23 protein-coding genes are annotated in these 14,988 nt (G+C 63.9%); 20 read left to right on the forward strand and 3 right to left on the reverse strand.

The window, feature by feature from the left end:
- Positions 1-5 precede the first annotated feature (5 nt).
- The 16 genes from rplE (at position 6) to rplQ (ending at position 8,333) form a co-directional block, all read left to right on the forward strand.
- A complete protein-coding gene (gene rplE, locus AC1HFW_RS21670; protein ID WP_006389624.1) occupies positions 6-545 on the forward strand; it encodes a 50S ribosomal protein L5 in 540 nt (179 codons plus the stop codon).
- 12 nt (positions 546-557) lie between these two features.
- Positions 558-863, forward strand: a complete 306-nt coding sequence (gene rpsN / locus AC1HFW_RS21675; RefSeq protein WP_006227037.1) for a 30S ribosomal protein S14 — start codon at positions 558-560, stop codon at positions 861-863.
- 10 nt (positions 864-873) lie between these two features.
- Entirely contained in the window at positions 874-1,269 is a 396-nt protein-coding gene (gene rpsH, locus AC1HFW_RS21680; protein ID WP_006392029.1) for a 30S ribosomal protein S8, read from the forward strand.
- 12 nt (positions 1,270-1,281) lie between these two features.
- Entirely contained in the window at positions 1,282-1,815 is a 534-nt protein-coding gene (gene rplF / locus AC1HFW_RS21685) for a 50S ribosomal protein L6 (RefSeq protein WP_006392028.1), read from the forward strand.
- A 21-nt stretch (positions 1,816-1,836) separates the two neighbouring features.
- A complete protein-coding gene (gene rplR / locus AC1HFW_RS21690) occupies positions 1,837-2,202 on the forward strand; it encodes a 50S ribosomal protein L18 (RefSeq protein ID WP_006389627.1) in 366 nt (121 codons plus the stop codon).
- A 15-nt stretch (positions 2,203-2,217) separates the two neighbouring features.
- Positions 2,218-2,739, forward strand: coding sequence for a 30S ribosomal protein S5 (gene rpsE / locus AC1HFW_RS21695; RefSeq protein WP_006389628.1), 522 nt, complete (start codon positions 2,218-2,220; stop codon positions 2,737-2,739).
- A gap of 3 nt (positions 2,740-2,742) precedes the next feature.
- On the forward strand, positions 2,743-2,928 hold the full coding sequence (rpmD, locus tag AC1HFW_RS21700; RefSeq protein ID WP_006216520.1) for a 50S ribosomal protein L30: 186 nt from the start codon (positions 2,743-2,745) through the stop codon (positions 2,926-2,928).
- Positions 2,929-2,937: 9 nt separating this feature from the next.
- Positions 2,938-3,378: a 50S ribosomal protein L15 gene (rplO, locus tag AC1HFW_RS21705; protein WP_006392027.1), complete on the forward strand. Its 441-nt coding sequence runs from the start codon at positions 2,938-2,940 to the stop codon at positions 3,376-3,378.
- A gap of 14 nt (positions 3,379-3,392) precedes the next feature.
- Positions 3,393-4,718: a preprotein translocase subunit SecY gene (gene secY, locus AC1HFW_RS21710; protein WP_006389630.1), complete on the forward strand. Its 1,326-nt coding sequence runs from the start codon at positions 3,393-3,395 to the stop codon at positions 4,716-4,718.
- A gap of 8 nt (positions 4,719-4,726) precedes the next feature.
- A complete protein-coding gene (gene infA, locus AC1HFW_RS21715; protein ID WP_003806927.1) occupies positions 4,727-4,945 on the forward strand; it encodes a translation initiation factor IF-1 in 219 nt (72 codons plus the stop codon).
- Between the two features lie 34 nt (positions 4,946-4,979).
- Positions 4,980-5,093, forward strand: coding sequence for a 50S ribosomal protein L36 (gene rpmJ, locus AC1HFW_RS21720; RefSeq protein WP_003806928.1), 114 nt, complete (start codon positions 4,980-4,982; stop codon positions 5,091-5,093).
- 43 nt (positions 5,094-5,136) lie between these two features.
- The gene (rpsM, locus tag AC1HFW_RS21725; RefSeq protein WP_006389632.1) at positions 5,137-5,502 is read left to right on the forward strand and encodes a 30S ribosomal protein S13; all 366 of its coding nucleotides are present in this window, start codon (positions 5,137-5,139) and stop codon (positions 5,500-5,502) included.
- Positions 5,503-5,517: 15 nt separating this feature from the next.
- On the forward strand, positions 5,518-5,919 hold the full coding sequence (rpsK, locus tag AC1HFW_RS21730; protein ID WP_006216516.1) for a 30S ribosomal protein S11: 402 nt from the start codon (positions 5,518-5,520) through the stop codon (positions 5,917-5,919).
- 11 nt (positions 5,920-5,930) lie between these two features.
- Entirely contained in the window at positions 5,931-6,554 is a 624-nt protein-coding gene (gene rpsD, locus AC1HFW_RS21735) for a 30S ribosomal protein S4 (RefSeq protein ID WP_006389633.1), read from the forward strand.
- A gap of 211 nt (positions 6,555-6,765) precedes the next feature.
- Positions 6,766-7,752 carry a DNA-directed RNA polymerase subunit alpha gene (locus tag AC1HFW_RS21740; protein ID WP_006216514.1) on the forward strand — a complete coding sequence of 329 codons (987 nt, stop codon included), beginning with the start codon at positions 6,766-6,768 and terminating at the stop codon, positions 7,750-7,752.
- A 188-nt stretch (positions 7,753-7,940) separates the two neighbouring features.
- Complete coding sequence (gene rplQ, locus AC1HFW_RS21745) at positions 7,941-8,333, forward strand: 50S ribosomal protein L17 (RefSeq protein ID WP_006389635.1); 393 nt, start codon at positions 7,941-7,943, stop codon at positions 8,331-8,333.
- Between the two features lie 102 nt (positions 8,334-8,435).
- Here rplQ and AC1HFW_RS21750 read toward each other — a convergent pair whose 3' ends face one another.
- The gene (locus AC1HFW_RS21750; protein WP_006392026.1) at positions 8,436-8,873 is read right to left on the reverse strand and encodes an HIT family protein; all 438 of its coding nucleotides are present in this window, start codon (positions 8,871-8,873) and stop codon (positions 8,436-8,438) included.
- 119 nt (positions 8,874-8,992) lie between these two features.
- Here AC1HFW_RS21750 and cutA point away from each other — a divergent pair, with 119 nt between their 5' ends.
- The 3 genes from cutA (at position 8,993) to AC1HFW_RS21765 (ending at position 12,212) form a co-directional block, all read left to right on the forward strand.
- Positions 8,993-9,340, forward strand: coding sequence for a divalent-cation tolerance protein CutA (cutA, locus tag AC1HFW_RS21755; RefSeq protein ID WP_006392025.1), 348 nt, complete (start codon positions 8,993-8,995; stop codon positions 9,338-9,340).
- A gap of 32 nt (positions 9,341-9,372) precedes the next feature.
- Positions 9,373-11,217 carry a protein-disulfide reductase DsbD gene (dsbD, locus tag AC1HFW_RS21760; RefSeq protein ID WP_479285192.1) on the forward strand — a complete coding sequence of 615 codons (1,845 nt, stop codon included), beginning with the start codon at positions 9,373-9,375 and terminating at the stop codon, positions 11,215-11,217.
- 131 nt (positions 11,218-11,348) lie between these two features.
- Positions 11,349-12,212 carry a DMT family transporter gene (locus AC1HFW_RS21765; protein WP_006392023.1) on the forward strand — a complete coding sequence of 288 codons (864 nt, stop codon included), beginning with the start codon at positions 11,349-11,351 and terminating at the stop codon, positions 12,210-12,212.
- Between the two features lie 99 nt (positions 12,213-12,311).
- On the opposite strand, the gene hemB is transcribed toward AC1HFW_RS21765, so the two are convergent.
- Both hemB and yihA read right to left on the reverse strand, forming a co-directional pair.
- Entirely contained in the window at positions 12,312-13,328 is a 1,017-nt protein-coding gene (hemB, locus tag AC1HFW_RS21770; protein ID WP_479285193.1) for a porphobilinogen synthase, read from the reverse strand.
- Complete coding sequence (gene yihA / locus AC1HFW_RS21775) at positions 13,325-13,948, reverse strand: ribosome biogenesis GTP-binding protein YihA/YsxC (RefSeq protein WP_006389648.1); 624 nt, start codon at positions 13,946-13,948, stop codon at positions 13,325-13,327. The genes hemB and yihA overlap by 4 nt, the downstream gene beginning before the upstream one ends.
- A gap of 254 nt (positions 13,949-14,202) precedes the next feature.
- On the opposite strand from yihA, the gene AC1HFW_RS21780 reads away from it, so the two are divergent.
- A complete protein-coding gene (locus AC1HFW_RS21780; protein ID WP_035361096.1) occupies positions 14,203-14,904 on the forward strand; it encodes a c-type cytochrome in 702 nt (233 codons plus the stop codon).
- Positions 14,905-14,988 lie beyond the last annotated feature (84 nt).

Genomic DNA, 14,988 nt, shown 5'->3' on the forward strand with positions numbered 1-14,988 from the left:
TAGACATGTCTCGTTTGCAAGATTTCTACAAGAGCAAGGTCGCTGGCGACCTGCAGGCCAAGTTCGGCTACAAGAGCGCCATGGAAGTGCCGCGCATCACCAAGATCACCCTGAACATGGGTGTCTCGGAAGCCGTCGCCGACAAGAAGGTCATCGAGCACGCTGTCTCGGACCTGACCAAGATCGCTGGCCAAAAGCCTGTCGTGACCAAGACCAAGAAGGCTATCGCCGGTTTCAAGATCCGCGAAAACTACCCGATCGGTTGCATGGTCACGCTGCGTGGTCAACGCATGTACGAATTCCTGGATCGCCTGGTGGCGGTTGCGCTGCCTCGCGTGCGCGACTTCCGCGGTATCTCGGGTCGTGCTTTCGACGGCCGTGGCAACTACAACATCGGGGTGAAAGAGCAGATCATTTTCCCCGAAATCGAGTACGACAAGATCGACGCGCTGCGTGGGCTGAACATCAGCATCACCACCACCGCGAAGACCGACGAAGAAGCCAAGGCGCTGTTGACGGCCTTCAGCTTCCCGTTCCGTAACTAAGGGGCTGATGACGTGGCTAAACTTTCCCTCATCAATCGCGACATCAAGCGCGCCAAGCTGGCTGACAAGTTCGCTGCCAAGCGCGCTGAGTTGAAGTCGATCATCGACGACCAGTCGAAGACCGACGAAGAACGTTACCAAGCTCGGCTGAAGCTGCAACAGCTGCCGCGCAATGCCAACCCGACGCGTCAACGTAACCGTTGCGTGGTCACCGGTCGTCCGCGCGGTGTGTTCCGCAAGTTCGGCCTGACGCGCCACAAACTGCGTGAAATGGCGATGAAGGGTGAAATCCCCGGCATCACCAAGGCCAGCTGGTAGGAGAACGAATATGAGCATGAGCGATCCCATCGCCGATATGCTGACCCGCATTCGCAATGCGCAGCAAGTGGACAAAGTTACGGTGAACATGCCCTCCTCGAAGCTGAAGGCGGCCATTGCCGCCGTGCTGAAGGACGAAGGCTACATCGACAGCTTTGAAATCAAGGGCACCCAGGCCAAGCCTGAGCTCGAGATCACCCTGAAGTACTACGCTGGCCGTCCGGTCATCGAGCGCATCGAACGTGTTTCGCGCCCCGGTCTGCGTATCTACAAGGGCCGTACCAGCATTCCTCAGGTCATGAACGGCCTGGGCGTGGCTATCGTGTCGACCTCGCGCGGCGTCATGACCGACCGTAAGGCTCGCGCCAACGGCGTCGGCGGCGAAGTGCTGTGCTACGTGGCCTAAGGAGAAATTCGAATGTCACGTATCGCTAAGTATCCGGTCGACCTGCCCAAGGGTGTCGAAGCCGACATCAAGCAGGATCAGATCACCGTCAAGGGCCCGCTGGGTTCCTTGACCCAAGCCCTGACTGGCGACGTCACGGTCGCGTTGGACAACGGCAAGCTGACGTTTGTCGCCGCCAACGAAACCCGCCACGCCAACGCCATGTCGGGTACCGTGCGCGCGCTGGTGGCCAACATGGTCAACGGCGTGAGCAAGGGATTCGAGCGCAAGCTGAATCTGGTTGGCGTGGGTTACCGCGCCTCGATTCAAGGCGACGCCGTTAAGCTGCAGCTCGGTTTCTCGCACGACGTTTTGCACAAGTTGCCGGCCGGTATCAAGGCCGAATGCCCCACCCAGACGGAAATCGTCATCAAGGGCTCCAACAAGCAAGTCGTCGGCCAGGTGGCCGCTGAAATCCGCGCGTACCGCGAACCCGAACCCTACAAGGGCAAGGGCGTGCGTTACTCGGACGAACGCGTCGTCATCAAAGAAACCAAGAAGAAATAACGGCGCACGCAAGGACGAATCATGGACAAAAAAGTTTCCCGTTTGCGTCGTGCGGTTCCTACCCGCCGGAAGATCAACGAGCTGCGCGTTCACCGCCTCTCGGTTTTCCGCTCGAACCAGCACATCTACGCCAATATCATTTCGCCGGAAGGCGATCGCGTTCTGGTCAGCGCCTCGACGGTGGAAGCCGAAGTGCGCGCCCAGCTGGCTGGCCAGACCGGCCAAGGTGGCAACAAGGCCGCTGCTTCGCTGGTTGGCAAGCGCGTGGCCGAAAAGGCCAAGGCTGCCGGTATCGAACTGGTCGCTTTCGATCGCTCAGGCTTTCGTTACCATGGCCGCGTGAAAGCGCTGGCCGACGCCGCGCGTGAAGCCGGCCTGAAGTTCTAAGCGAGGATCTGTCAAATGGCTAAAGTACAAGGCAAGAACGCCGCGGAAAAAGAGAACGATGACGGCCTCCGCGAAAAGATGATCGCGGTCAACCGCGTGAGCAAAGTGGTCAAGGGTGGTCGCACCATGAGCTTTGCCGCGCTGACCGTGGTTGGCGATGGCGATGGCCGCGTCGGCATGGGCAAGGGCAAGGCGCGTGAAGTGCCGGTGTCGGTTCAGAAGGCTATGGAACAGGCCCGTCGCGGCATGTTCAAGGTGGCCCTGAAGAACGGCACGCTGCACCACACCGTGGTCGGCAAGCATGGCGCCGCCACCGTGCTGATTTCGCCCGCTGCTGAAGGTACCGGCGTCATCGCCGGCGGCCCGATGCGCGCTATTTTCGAAGTGATGGGTGTGCGTAACGTGGTTGCCAAGAGCCTGGGCTCGAGCAACCCCTACAACATGGTTCGCGCCACGTTGAACGGCCTGCGCGCCTCCCTGACCCCGGCGGATGTTGCTGCTAAGCGCGGCAAGACCGTCGAAGAGATCCTGGGGTAAATCATGGCTCAGAAGCAGATCAAAGTGACCCTCGTGCGCTCCGTGATCGGTACCAAGCAATCGCACCGTGACACGGTTCGCGGTCTGGGCTTGGGCCGTATCAACAGCAGCCGCGTGCTGGTCGATACGCCCGAGGTGCGTGGGATGATCCGTAAGGTGGATTATCTCGTTTCCGTCTCGGAAGCCTAAGGAATCACCATGTCGGATATGCAACTTAATTCGCTGAAGCCCGCTGAGGGCAGCAAGCACGCCAAGCGCCGCGTCGGCCGTGGCATCGGTTCGGGTCTGGGTAAGACCGCCGGCCGTGGTCACAAGGGTCAGAAGTCGCGCTCGGGCGGTTTCCATAAGGTTGGCTTCGAAGGCGGTCAAATGCCGCTGCAGCGTCGCCTGCCCAAGCGTGGTTTCACCCCGCTCGGTCAGCACCTGTACGCCGAAGTCCGTCTGTCGGACCTGCAAGCCGTGCCCGTCGACGAAATCGACGTGCAAGTGCTGAAGGCGGCTGGCGTGATTGGCCAGGCGGTTCGTTACGCCAAGGTCATCAAGTCGGGTGAACTCTCGCGCAAGGTCGTGCTCAAGGGCATTACCGCGACGGCCGGCGCTCGCGCCGCCATCGAAGGCGCGGGCGGCTCGCTTGCTTGATCACGAGGTGACGAGTGGCTAACGCGCAGGCATTGGGTAAAACCGGAACGCGGTACGGCGACCTCAAGCGCCGCCTCGTGTTCCTGGTGCTCGCCCTGGTGGTTTACCGTTTGGGTACACACATCCCCGTTCCGGGCATCAACCCGGACGCGCTGGCGGACTTGTTCCGTCAGAACCAGGGCGGGATCCTGGGCCTGTTCAACATGTTCTCGGGCGGGGCGCTCTCGCGCTTCTCGATTTTTGCCCTGGGGATCATGCCGTACATTTCGGCATCCATCATCATGCAGTTGATGTCGGTGGTGGTGCCGTCGCTGGAAGCGCTCAAGAAAGAGGGCGAAGCCGGTCGTCGGAAGATTACCCAATACACCCGCTACGGCACGGTCGTGCTGGCGCTGGTGCAGGCTGTGGGCATTTCGGTTGCGCTTGAGTCCCAGCAGGGACTTGTGATCGATCCGGGCATGCTGTTTCGCTTCACGACCGTCGTGACTTTGGTCACCGGCACCATGTTCGTCATGTGGCTGGGTGAGCAGATCACGGAACGCGGTCTCGGTAACGGGATTTCCATCCTGATCTTCGCAGGTATCGTTGCGGGTCTGCCCGCGGCGCTGGCTGCACTGTTGGACCTGGTTCGCACCAACGCGATGTCCGTGCTGTCGGCACTGTTCATCGTGGCCCTGGTGGTGCTGGTTACCGCTTTTGTGGTGTTCGTGGAACGCGGACAGCGCAAGATCACGGTGAACTACGCCAAGCGTCAGGTCGGCAACAAGGTCTACGGTGGTCAAAGCTCGCACCTGCCGCTGAAGCTGAACATGGCCGGGGTGATTCCGCCGATCTTCGCGTCGTCGATCATCCTGTTCCCGGCCACGATCACGAGCTGGTTCTCCAGCAGTGAGAACATGCGCTGGCTTAGCGACCTGGCTGCGGCCCTGTCGCCTCGTCAACCGCTCTACATCACGCTGTATTCGGTCGCGATTATTTTCTTCTGCTTCTTCTACACGGCTCTGGTGTTCAACAGCCGCGAAACGGCGGACAACCTGAAGAAGAGTGGTGCGTTTGTTCCGGGCATCCGTCCGGGCGAACAGACGGCCCGCTACATTGACAAGATCCTGATGCGTCTGACGCTCGCAGGTGCCATCTACATCACGTTGGTGTGCCTGTTGCCGGAATTCTTGGTAATGCGGTGGAACGTCCCCTTCTACTTCGGTGGTACGTCTCTGTTGATTATTGTGGTGGTGACGATGGATTTCATGGCACAGGTTCAGGCCTACATGATGTCTCACCAGTACGACTCGTTGCTCAAGAAGGCTAACTTCAAGGGCGCGGGTTTGCCGATGCGGTAAGCAAAAGAATGTCCAAGGACGACGTCATTCAGATGCAAGGCGAGGTTCTTGAGAACCTCCCGAACGCGACATTTCGCGTCAAGCTCGAAAACGGCCACGTGGTGTTGGGCCATATTTCCGGCAAGATGCGTATGCATTACATCCGGATCCTGCCGGGTGACAAGGTCACAGTGGAGCTCACGCCCTATGATCTGACGCGAGCCAGGATTGTTTTCCGCTCCAAGTGAGCGAAACCGGATTACGGAAAATTAGGAGTCAACCATGAAAGTAATGGCATCGGTTAAGCGGATCTGCCGCAACTGCAAAGTTATCAAACGTCACGGCGTGGTGCGCGTTATCTGCACCGACCCGCGTCACAAGCAGCGTCAAGGCTAACTCGGGTTAGCGACTACGCAACGGATTTATTCAAGGAACAGTCATGGCCCGTATTGCTGGCATTAACATTCCGCCGCATCAGCACGCCGAGATCGGCCTGACCGCCATTTTTGGCATCGGTCGTACGCGCGCTCGCAAGATCTGCGAAGCGGCTAACGTCCCGTTTGACAAAAAGGTCAAGGATCTGAGCGACGCTGAGCTGGAACGCGTCCGTGAACACGTTGGTGTGTTCACGGTCGAAGGTGACCTGCGTCGTGAAGTGCAGCTCTCGATCAAGCGTTTGATCGACCTGGGAACCTACCGCGGCATGCGCCACAAGCGCGGCCTGCCCGTGCGCGGCCAGCGCACTCGCACCAACGCCCGGACCCGCAAGGGCCCGCGTCGTGCTGCTGCGTCCCTGAAGAAATAATCGAGGAACTGGATTATGGCGAAAGCTTCCACCAGCGGCGCTTCGCGCGTGCGCAAAAAGGTCAAGAAGAACGTCTCGGACGGCATCGCGCACGTTCACGCTTCGTTCAACAACACCATCATCACCATCACCGACCGTCAGGGCAACGCTTTGTCGTGGGCCACGTCGGGCGGTGCTGGCTTCAAGGGTTCGCGCAAGTCGACCCCGTTCGCCGCGCAGGTCGCCGCTGAAACGGCCGGCCGTGTCGCGCTGGAATACGGCATCAAGACGCTGGAAGTGCGTATCAAGGGCCCCGGCCCCGGCCGTGAGTCGTCGGTCCGCGCGCTGAACGCGCTGGGCATCAAGATCTCGTCCATCGCCGACATCACGCCCGTTCCGCACAACGGCTGCCGTCCGCCGAAGCGTCGTCGTATCTAAAGGGAATCCACATGGCACGTTATATTGGACCCAAATGCAAGCTCTCGCGCCGCGAGGGTACTGACCTGTTCCTGAAGAGCGCCCGTCGCTCGCTGGATTCCAAGTGCAAGCTGGATTCCAAGCCTGGCCAACACGGCCGCACTTCGGGTGCCCGCACTTCCGACTACGGCCTGCAGCTGCGCGAAAAGCAAAAGCTCAAGCGCATGTACGGCGTGCTGGAAAAGCAATTCCGCAAGTACTTCGCTGAAGCCGAGCGCCGCCGTGGCAACACCGGCGAAACGCTGATCCAGCTGCTGGAATCGCGCCTGGACAACGTCGTCTACCGCATGGGCTTCGGCTCGACCCGCGCCGAAGCTCGCCAGCTGGTGAGCCACCGCGCCATCGAACTGAACGGCCACACCGCCGACATCGCTTCGATGCTGGTCAAGGCTGGCGACGTCATCTCGATCCGCGAAAAGGCCAAGAAGCAAGGCCGTATCAAGGAATCGCTCGACCTGGCCACCAGCATCGGCATCCCCCAGTGGGTGGAAGTCGACACGACCAAGCTGACCGGCACGTTCAAGTCGGCCCCCGATCGCGCTGACGTCGCTCGCGACATCAACGAATCGATGGTCGTCGAACTGTACTCGCGTTAATCACGCCTGCCGGCGCCTCCTTCGCAAGGTGCTGGCACGCTGGTTTCGCGACCGGTTTGCAAGTCTCGCAGCAGCCCGCTTTCCGCCTTTTGGCGGGGCGGGCTTTGCGGTAAGTATCGGGCGGTTTTTCATCGCCCGCGTTTCACGTTTCAACCTGTCCATCAGCCTTATCGGTGTAACGAGCCGAGGGTATTGAAAAGGAACACAGTACATGTCCACTCAAGGTTTCCTGAAGCCGCGCTCCATTGAAGTCGAACCGGTCGGCACCCACCATGCCAAGATCGTGATGGAGCCGTTCGAGCGCGGCTACGGCCATACGCTGGGCAACGCCCTGCGCCGCATCCTGCTGTCTTCGATGACCGGCTACGCGCCGACCGAAGTCCAGATGACGGGCGTGGTGCACGAATACTCGACCATCCCGGGCGTTCGCGAAGATGTCGTCGACATCCTGCTGAACCTGAAGGGCGTGGTCTTCAAGCTGCACAACCGTGACGAAGTCACCCTGGTCCTGCGCAAGACCGGCGCCGGCACCGTGCTGGCCAGCGACATCGAGCTGCCGCACGACGTCGAGATCATCAACCCCGGCCACGCCATCTGCAACCTGACGGACGCGGGCAAGCTGGAAATGCAGATCAAGGTCGAAAAGGGCCGCGGCTACGTGCCGGGCAACGTGCGCGCGCTGTCGGAAGACCGCACCCACACCATCGGCCGCATCGTCCTGGACGCCTCGTTCAGCCCGGTCCGCCGCGTCAGCTACGCGGTTGAAAGCGCCCGCGTGGAACAGCGCACCGACCTGGACAAGCTGGTCCTGGACATCGAAACCAACGGCGTCATCTCGCCCGAGGAAGCGGTGCGCCAGTCGGCTCGCATCCTCATGGACCAGATCTCGGTCTTCGCCGCCCTGGAAGGCGCCGGCGATTCGTACGAAGCCCCGGTCCGCGGCACGCCGCAGATCGACCCGGTGCTGCTGCGTCCGGTCGACGACCTGGAACTGACCGTGCGTTCGGCCAACTGCCTGAAGGCCGAAAACATCTACTACATCGGCGACCTGATCCAGCGTACCGAGAACGAACTGCTCAAGACCCCGAACCTGGGTCGCAAGTCGCTCAACGAGATCAAGGAAGTCCTGGCCGCACGCGGCCTGACGCTGGGCATGAAGCTCGAAAACTGGCCCCCGCTGGGCCTGGAGCGTCCGTAAGTCTTGCAAGGGTGGCGCCCCTCTCGCAGGGGCGTTTCCCGCGGCGCCCGGCCTTGCCGCCGGGCGGTTTGCGAAACCGTCGTAAAATGCACCGTTTTCCACCGGACCGCGGCCTGGTTGCAGGTTGATAGAAGAGCCGGATAACCCGATGGCGGAAACGCCTTCATTAGATTCAAAGGATACTTATCATGCGTCACGGTAATGGCTTGCGTAAGCTCAACCGCACCAGCAGTCACCGTCTTGCCATGTTCCGCAACATGGCCGTTTCGTTGATCACCCACGAAGCCATCAAGACCACGCTGCCCAAGGCGAAAGAACTGCGCCGCGTCATCGAACCCCTGATCACGCTGGGTAAAGAACCCACCCTCGCGAACAAGCGTCTGGCTTTTGCCCGTCTGCGCGATCGCGACGCCGTGGTGAAGCTGTTCGCCGAAATCGGCCCGCGCTACGCGGCCCGCAACGGCGGCTACACCCGCGTGCTGAAGATGGGTTTCCGTCAAGGCGACAACGCTCCCATGGCTTTCATGGAGCTGGTCGACCGTCCGGAAGTCGATGAGGCCGCTGAGGACAGCGCCGAATAAGCTTCGGTGTCTAGATAAGCGACAAGGGCGGGTCTTCGGACCCGCCCTTGTTTTTTTGCGCGACGCCTGCGGGCCGCCCAGGCGGCGCAGGCGCGCCGATCGCTACGAGGCGTGCAGTTCCCCCCGCAATTGCGCGGCGGTGGCCGCCAGCGCCTCCTGGGGCGCCTGGGGCGGCATGCGGAAGGTCAGGTCCTGCTGCTCGATGTACTGGGTCGAGGTTACGTCCTGCGGATGGTGCATGGGGATCACGTGCGCATGGGTGTGCGCCACGTGGATGCCGGTGAAGGCGAAGCCGACGCGGTCCACGCCATACAGCCGCTTCATGTGGCGGCCCAGCTTCTGCCCCAGGTTGACGATGTGGCCGGCCAGGTCGGCGGGCATGTCCTCGTAGTACGGATAGTGCTGCTTGGGGATGATGAGCGTGTGCCCGGGGCGCACCGGCTGGATGTCCAGGAAGGCCATCAGGCGCTCGTCTTCGTGGATGATGTGGGCCGGGATCTCGTGGCGGGCGATGCGGCAGAACAGGCAGTTATCGGACATGCTTGCCTCGGTGGGAAGGGGTATGCGGTGGCCGTGGGTCTGATTGTGGGCGGACAGGGTCGGCGATACCGATAAAATACCCCGAGTTACATCCCACACGGGTATTCCCAGGAGGCTCCATGTTGCGCGATGACGACGTCGTGCTGGTCATCAGCAATGCGCCGGACCTGCTGCTGGCCAAGCGCATCGCCCACGTGCTGGTCGAAGACGGGCTGGCCGCCTGCGTGAACCTTGGCGCGCCGGGCCTGTCCATCTACCAGTGGCAAGGCGAGGTGGAAGGGGCCGAGGAAATCCCCATCCACATCAAGACCACCTACGCGCGCCACCCGGCCGTGGTCCAGGCCCTGGCGCAGATGCATCCCTACGACGTGCCCGAAATCATCGTGCTGCCGGTCATCGGCGGCGCCGCGCCCTATCTCGACTGGGTGCGCCAGCAGACGGCCGTCGTGCAGAACAAGAGAGACTGATGTTGCAACCCGCGGTCCGGCTCCACGCCCCGATGCGTGCCTTTTTCCCCAAGTTGCTGGCGCTGCTGGCCATGGCCATGCTGTGGCTGGCCTGGAACGCGCCGGCGCGCGCCGAGGCCGAGTTCCTCGAGCCCGAAAAGGCATTTGTCTTCAGCGCGGCGATGGCCACGCCCGATACCGTCGAGCTGCGTTTCCGCGTGGCGCCCGGCTACTACATGTACCGCGAGCGCTTCGGCATCAGCATCAGCCCGCTGGGCGCGGCCACGCTGGGCGAGCCGGTCTATCCCAAGGGCGACGTCAAGTACGACCCGACCTTCGAGAAGGACATGGAGGTCTATCACCAGGACGTGCTGATCCGCGTGCCGGTGACGCCCGGCGGCCAGCCGTTCACGCTGACGCTGACCGGCCAGGGCTGCGCCGACGCCGGCCTGTGCTATCCGCCGATGGACAGCAGCGTGAAGCTGACGCCGGTGGCGGGCGGCTACGCCCTGGCGGGCAGCGGCGGCGCATCCGCCGCGCCGGCCGCGGCTGCGGGCGGCGGCCTGAGCGCGCTGGTGAACGCGGGCGATACCGGCCTGGCCGATGCCCTGGGCGGGCTGAGCTGGATCAAGACGGCCGGCGTGTTCCTGGTGCTGGGCCTGCTGCTGGCGTTCACGCCCTGCGTGTTGCCCATGATCCCTATCCTGTCGTCGATCGTGCTGGGCGGCGCCAGCCAGGAACGCCCGACGCGCGGCCGCGGCCTGGCGCTGGCGGCGACCTATGTGCTGGGCATGTCGGTGGTCTACACCGCGCTGGGCGTGGCCGCCGGCCTGAGCGGCGCGGGCCTGGCCGCCTGGCTGCAGACGCCGTGGATCCTGACGCTGTTCGCGATCCTGCTGGCGGTGCTGGCGCTGGCGATGTTCGATGCCTTCACCTTCCAGATGCCGTCCGGCATCCAGGCGCGGCTGGCCGAGCGGTCGTCGCGCATTCCGGGCGGCCGCTACACCGGCGCGTTGCTGATGGGCGCGCTGTCGGCGCTGATCGTCGGGCCGTGCGTGGCCGCGCCGCTGGCCGGTGCGCTGCTGTACATCTCGCAGACCGGCGACGTGGTGCTGGGCGGTTCGGCCCTGTTCGCGATGGCGTGGGGCATGGGCGTGCCGCTGCTGATCGTCGGCGCCTCGTCGGGCGCGCTGCTGCCCAAGGCCGGTCCGTGGATGGACGGCGTCAAGCGGCTGTTCGGCATGCTGCTGCTGGCGACCGCGTGGTGGATGCTGATTCCGGTGGTGCCGACCTGGGTGCAGATGACCGGCTGGGCCTTCCTGGCCATCGTCGGCGCGGTGATGCTGCGCGCGTTCGACGCGCTGCCGGCCGGTGCCGGCTCGGCGCGCATGTTCGGCAAGGGCATCGGCCTGTTGCTGGCCCTGGCCGCCGCCGCGTGGCTGATCGGCGCGGCCAGCGGCGGCCGCGACGTGCTGCAGCCGCTGTCGCACTTTGCCTCCGGCGGCCCGGCCGCGGCCGGCACCGCGGCGCATGCCGGCGAGGTGCAGTTCAAGCGCGTGCGCAACAACGCCGAGCTGGATGCGCTGCTGGCCCAGAGCCAGCAGCCGGTGATGCTGGATTTCTATGCCGACTGGTGCGTGTCGTGCCGCGAGATGGAGCGCTTCACCTTCACCGATCCGGGCGTGGCGCAACGCATGGCCGGCATGCTGCTGGTGCAGGCCGACGTGACCGCCAACAATGCCGACGACCGCGCGCTGCTCAAGCGCTTCCGCCTGTTCGGCCCGCCGGGCATCATGTTCTTCGAACCCGGCGGCAAGGAGTTGCCGGACGCGCGCGTGGTGGGCTTCCAGGACGCCAAGCGTTTCACCGAATCGCTGGACCGCGTGCTATTGCGCTGAGCGGCGGCCGGCCGCTACCATGAGGGCTCGCGCCGCGTGGGCGGCGCCTCCAACCCCTCAGGCCGGCGCCCGTGACGTCTCCGACAGTCGATGCAAGCCAGGACCGCACCGGTCTGATCTATCTGCAACTGATGTTCGTCATGGCCACCTGGGGCCTGAACATCGTCTCCATCAAATACCTGACGCAGCACATGGATATCCGCGCCCTGGCGGCCTTGCGGATCGCCGTGGCGTTCGTCGCCGTCACGCTCATCGTCAAGGCGCGCCGCGGCCGCATTCCGAAACTGGGGCGGGTGGAACTGGGCTGGGTAGCGCTGGCCGGCTTCCTGGTGGTGTACGCGCACCAGACCGCGCTCGTGTATGGATTGCAATTCTCGTCGGCCGCCAATGGCACGCTGCTGATGGCCACCAGTCCCTTGCTGTCGGCGCTGCTGGCGGCCTTGTTCTATCGCGAAAAACTCACGTGGCTGCGGATCGCCGGCGCCTTGCTGGGCCTGGCCGGCGTGGCGATGGTGGTGGTGGGCAGCGGCGCGCAACTGGGGCTGACCGGCTGGGGCGACGCCATCGTGTTCCTGGCGGTGGCGGTGTTCGTGTTCGGCGGGCTGGTGATCCAGCGCATCTCGCGCACGCTCGATCCGCTGGCGATGCTCTGGTACATGTACCTGGCCGGCGGCCTGATGCTGATGGTGCACGCGGCCATGACGCCATCGTCTTATGACGCGGACAACTGGAGCATGACGTGGTGGCCGTGGCTGGTGCTGCTGTTCTCGGCGGTGATCGCCTCGGGCGTCAGCAACATCCTGTGGAACGCGGGCATCGCCAGGCTGGGCATCAGCCGCGCGGCGCTGTTCGTGAACTGGCTGCCGATCTTCGGCCTGCTGTTCGCCGCGCTGTTCCTGGACGAGCACGTCACGCTGGTGCACGTGGCGGGGCTGGCCTGTATTCTCAGCGGCACCTGGCTCGGCCTGCGCCGCGGCGCGCCGGCGTCGCGTTGAAAAGCGCGGCGGACCGCAAGGGTCCGCCGGCGCCGTGCCGCGCATCATGTCGATGCGCGCGGATGACAAGCGAGGCCAGTGCGGCCCCGCCAGCCGCAATCAGCGTTGCTGCTTGAGCAGCCGCGCCGCTTCGATCGCGAAGTACGTCAGGATGCCGTCGGCGCCGGCGCGCTTGAACGCCAGCAGCGCTTCCATCATGACCTTGTCGTGGTCCAGCCAGCCATTGGCCGAGGCCGCCTTGATCATCGCGTATTCGCCGCTCACCTGGTAGGCAAAGGTCGGCACGCGGAAGGTGTCCTTGACGCGGCGCAGCACGTCCAGGTACGGCATGCCGGGCTTGACCATGACCATGTCGGCGCCTTCCTGCAGGTCGGCGGCCACTTCGCGCAGCGCTTCGTCCAGGTTGCCCGGGTCCATCTGGTAAGCCATCTTGTTGGACTTGCCCAGGTTGGTGGCCGAGCCCACGGCGTCGCGGAACGGGCCGTAGAAGGCGCTGGCGTACTTGGCCGAGTAGGCCATGATCTGGGTGTGGATGTAGCCGTTGGCCTCGAGCGCGCGGCGCACGGCGCCGATGCGGCCGTCCATCATGTCGCTGGGGGCGACCATGTCGACGCCGGCCGCGGCCTGCGTCAGCGCCTGCTTGACGAGGATCTCGACGGTCGGCTCGTTGATGACGTAGCCGTTCTCGTCGATGACGCCGTCCTGGCCATGGCTGGTGTACGGGTCCAGCGCCACGTCGCACAGCACGCCCAGGTCGGGGAAGCGCTTCTTCAGTTCGCGCACCACGCGCGGGATCAGGCCGTCGGGATTGGTGGCCTCGATGCCGTCGGGCGTCTTGAGCGCCGGGTCGATGGCGGGAAACAGCGACAGCACCGGGATGCCCAGCGCCACGCATTCCTCGGCCACCGGCAGCAGCGTGTCCAGCGAATAGCGCACCACGCCCGGCAGCGACGGCACGGCCTGCTTCAGACCATTGCCCTCGGCCACGAAGACCGGATAGATCAGGTCGTTGACGGTGAGGGCGTTCTCGCGCACCAGGCGGCGGGTGTAGTCGTCGCGGCGCAGGCGGCGGGGGCGGGAAACCGGGAAGTCGGGGGTGATGATCTGCGGGTTCATGGTACGACCTTGGGAGAAATCCAGTTTTCTATGTGCGCGCCAGCTTCTTCCAGGCCGATGCGCTCCGGCGCCGAGAAGGGAATGGTGTGCAGGGCGCCGATGTCCGCCAGGTCCTTGCGCACCGAGAACACGGTGCGCACGCGCTGGCCGTAAGGCAGCTTGTCGGCTTTGGTGAGCAGCGCCAGCACCGGCCGGCCGGTGGGGGCGATGAAGTTGGCCAGGCGGCGGTCCAGTTCGGTGACGCCGCGGCGGATGTCGATGAGCAGCACGATGCCGGCCAGCGATTCGCGATCGCGCAGGTAGCCGCCGAGGATGTCGGCCCACTTTTCCTTTTCATCGCGGGCCACGGACGCATAGCCGTAGCCGGGCAGGTCGACCAGATAGCCGATGTGGCCTTCCGGATCGAGCGGGTCGGGCAGGCCGAACATGTTGATCAGGCGCGTGCGGCCCGGCGTCTTGCTCGAGAAGGCGAGACGGCGCTGGTTGCACAGCACGTTGATGGCCGTGGACTTGCCGGCGTTGGAGCGGCCGACGAAGCAAACCTCGGGCGCATCAGGGGGCGGCAACTGGTCGAGGCGAGCGGCTGACGTGAGGAAAGAGGCGCGATGTAGGAGGGACACGGATGGCTTTGGCTACAGTTGGTTTCGAGCCCTATTGTATAATCCGGCGTTTGCAACAGTGGTCCCCGTGCGCGGAGCCGTCTCTTTTGCTTACTGTTGAGGGCATTTCGTACCAGCCGGCCAGCCGGTTTCCCAGGTACCCCGGCCTTTGACGAGCAGGCAAACGGCAAATCAGGTTCGATACGGTTTTCCAGATGTGCGGGCAGGCGTGGGCGCCTTTTTGCGCCTTGATCGATGTGATCGTCGAGGTCTTCATGAAGCGTGTGCTGTCCCGGATGTTGGTTGCGAGCGGGCTGTTGCTCGGCGCCTCCGCCTTATCTACTTCGAGTTTCGCCGCCGATGGCGCCGCGGGCCCGGCCAAGCCAGATGCCGCCAAGGGCGGGCAGCTGTTTGACCAGGGCGATGCCTCGCGCGGCATCATCGCCTGTGCGTCCTGTCATGGCGCGGCGGGTAACAGCACCATCCCGGTGAATCCCAACCTGGCTGCGCAACCCCACGAGTACCTGGTCAAGCAATTGACCGATTTCCAGGTCAAGCAGGGCGCCAAGCTGCCGGTGCGCAATGGCCCCGGTGGCAATCCCACCCCCATGACCGCCATGGCGCAGAACCTGACGCCGGCCGACATGCAGAACATCGCCCTGTACCTGGCGCAGCAACCGCTGAAAGAGCCGGCCACCGCCGGTTATGAGAAGTTGGTTGATCTGGGTCAAAAGATCTGGCGCGGCGGGTTGCCCGAGCGCAATGTTCCCGCCTGTGCGGCATGCCATTCTGCCAATGGCGCGGGCATTCCGGGCCAGTATCCCCGCCTCTCGGGCCAGTTCCCCCTGTATATCGAAGAGCAGCTCAAGCTGTTCCGCAGCGGCGATCGCGCCAACGACGTGATGCACGCCGTGGCCGACCGGATGTCGGATGCCGACATCAAGGCCGTGGCGGACTACGCGGCCGGCCTGCGGTAGGCACCCGCCGGCAACGCGCGCGGCTGGTCCGCGTTCACGCAACCTGGGCATGACGGAACCTGTTTCCGTCTTGCGCTGTCTACG

The organism is Achromobacter sp. ISS7, from assembly GCF_056523125.1.

What these genes read in the sequence shown, in the direction of transcription:
- rplE (WP_006389624.1), top strand. Translation starts at nt 6, where the DNA reads ATGTCTCGTTTGCAAGATTTCTACAAGAGCAAGGTCGCTGGCGACCTG.
- rpsH (WP_006392029.1), top strand. Translation starts at nt 874, where the DNA reads ATGAGCATGAGCGATCCCATCGCCGATATGCTGACCCGCATTCGCAAT.
- rplF (WP_006392028.1), top strand. Translation starts at nt 1,282, where the DNA reads ATGTCACGTATCGCTAAGTATCCGGTCGACCTGCCCAAGGGTGTCGAA.
- rplR (WP_006389627.1), top strand. Translation starts at nt 1,837, where the DNA reads ATGGACAAAAAAGTTTCCCGTTTGCGTCGTGCGGTTCCTACCCGCCGG.
- rpsE (WP_006389628.1), top strand. Translation starts at nt 2,218, where the DNA reads ATGGCTAAAGTACAAGGCAAGAACGCCGCGGAAAAAGAGAACGATGAC.
- rpmD (WP_006216520.1), top strand. Translation starts at nt 2,743, where the DNA reads ATGGCTCAGAAGCAGATCAAAGTGACCCTCGTGCGCTCCGTGATCGGT.
- rplO (WP_006392027.1), top strand. Translation starts at nt 2,938, where the DNA reads ATGTCGGATATGCAACTTAATTCGCTGAAGCCCGCTGAGGGCAGCAAG.
- infA (WP_003806927.1), top strand. Translation starts at nt 4,727, where the DNA reads ATGTCCAAGGACGACGTCATTCAGATGCAAGGCGAGGTTCTTGAGAAC.
- rpmJ (WP_003806928.1), top strand. Translation starts at nt 4,980, where the DNA reads ATGAAAGTAATGGCATCGGTTAAGCGGATCTGCCGCAACTGCAAAGTT.
- rpsM (WP_006389632.1), top strand. Translation starts at nt 5,137, where the DNA reads ATGGCCCGTATTGCTGGCATTAACATTCCGCCGCATCAGCACGCCGAG.
- rpsK (WP_006216516.1), top strand. Translation starts at nt 5,518, where the DNA reads ATGGCGAAAGCTTCCACCAGCGGCGCTTCGCGCGTGCGCAAAAAGGTC.
- rpsD (WP_006389633.1), top strand. Translation starts at nt 5,931, where the DNA reads ATGGCACGTTATATTGGACCCAAATGCAAGCTCTCGCGCCGCGAGGGT.
- AC1HFW_RS21740 (WP_006216514.1), top strand. Translation starts at nt 6,766, where the DNA reads ATGTCCACTCAAGGTTTCCTGAAGCCGCGCTCCATTGAAGTCGAACCG.
- rplQ (WP_006389635.1), top strand. Translation starts at nt 7,941, where the DNA reads ATGCGTCACGGTAATGGCTTGCGTAAGCTCAACCGCACCAGCAGTCAC.
- AC1HFW_RS21750 (WP_006392026.1), bottom strand. Translation starts at nt 8,873, where the DNA reads ATGTCCGATAACTGCCTGTTCTGCCGCATCGCCCGCCACGAGATCCCG.
- cutA (WP_006392025.1), top strand. Translation starts at nt 8,993, where the DNA reads ATGTTGCGCGATGACGACGTCGTGCTGGTCATCAGCAATGCGCCGGAC.
- dsbD (WP_479285192.1), top strand. Translation starts at nt 9,373, where the DNA reads ATGCGTGCCTTTTTCCCCAAGTTGCTGGCGCTGCTGGCCATGGCCATG.
- AC1HFW_RS21765 (WP_006392023.1), top strand. Translation starts at nt 11,349, where the DNA reads ATGTTCGTCATGGCCACCTGGGGCCTGAACATCGTCTCCATCAAATAC.
- hemB (WP_479285193.1), bottom strand. Translation starts at nt 13,328, where the DNA reads ATGAACCCGCAGATCATCACCCCCGACTTCCCGGTTTCCCGCCCCCGC.
- AC1HFW_RS21780 (WP_035361096.1), top strand. Translation starts at nt 14,203, where the DNA reads ATGAAGCGTGTGCTGTCCCGGATGTTGGTTGCGAGCGGGCTGTTGCTC.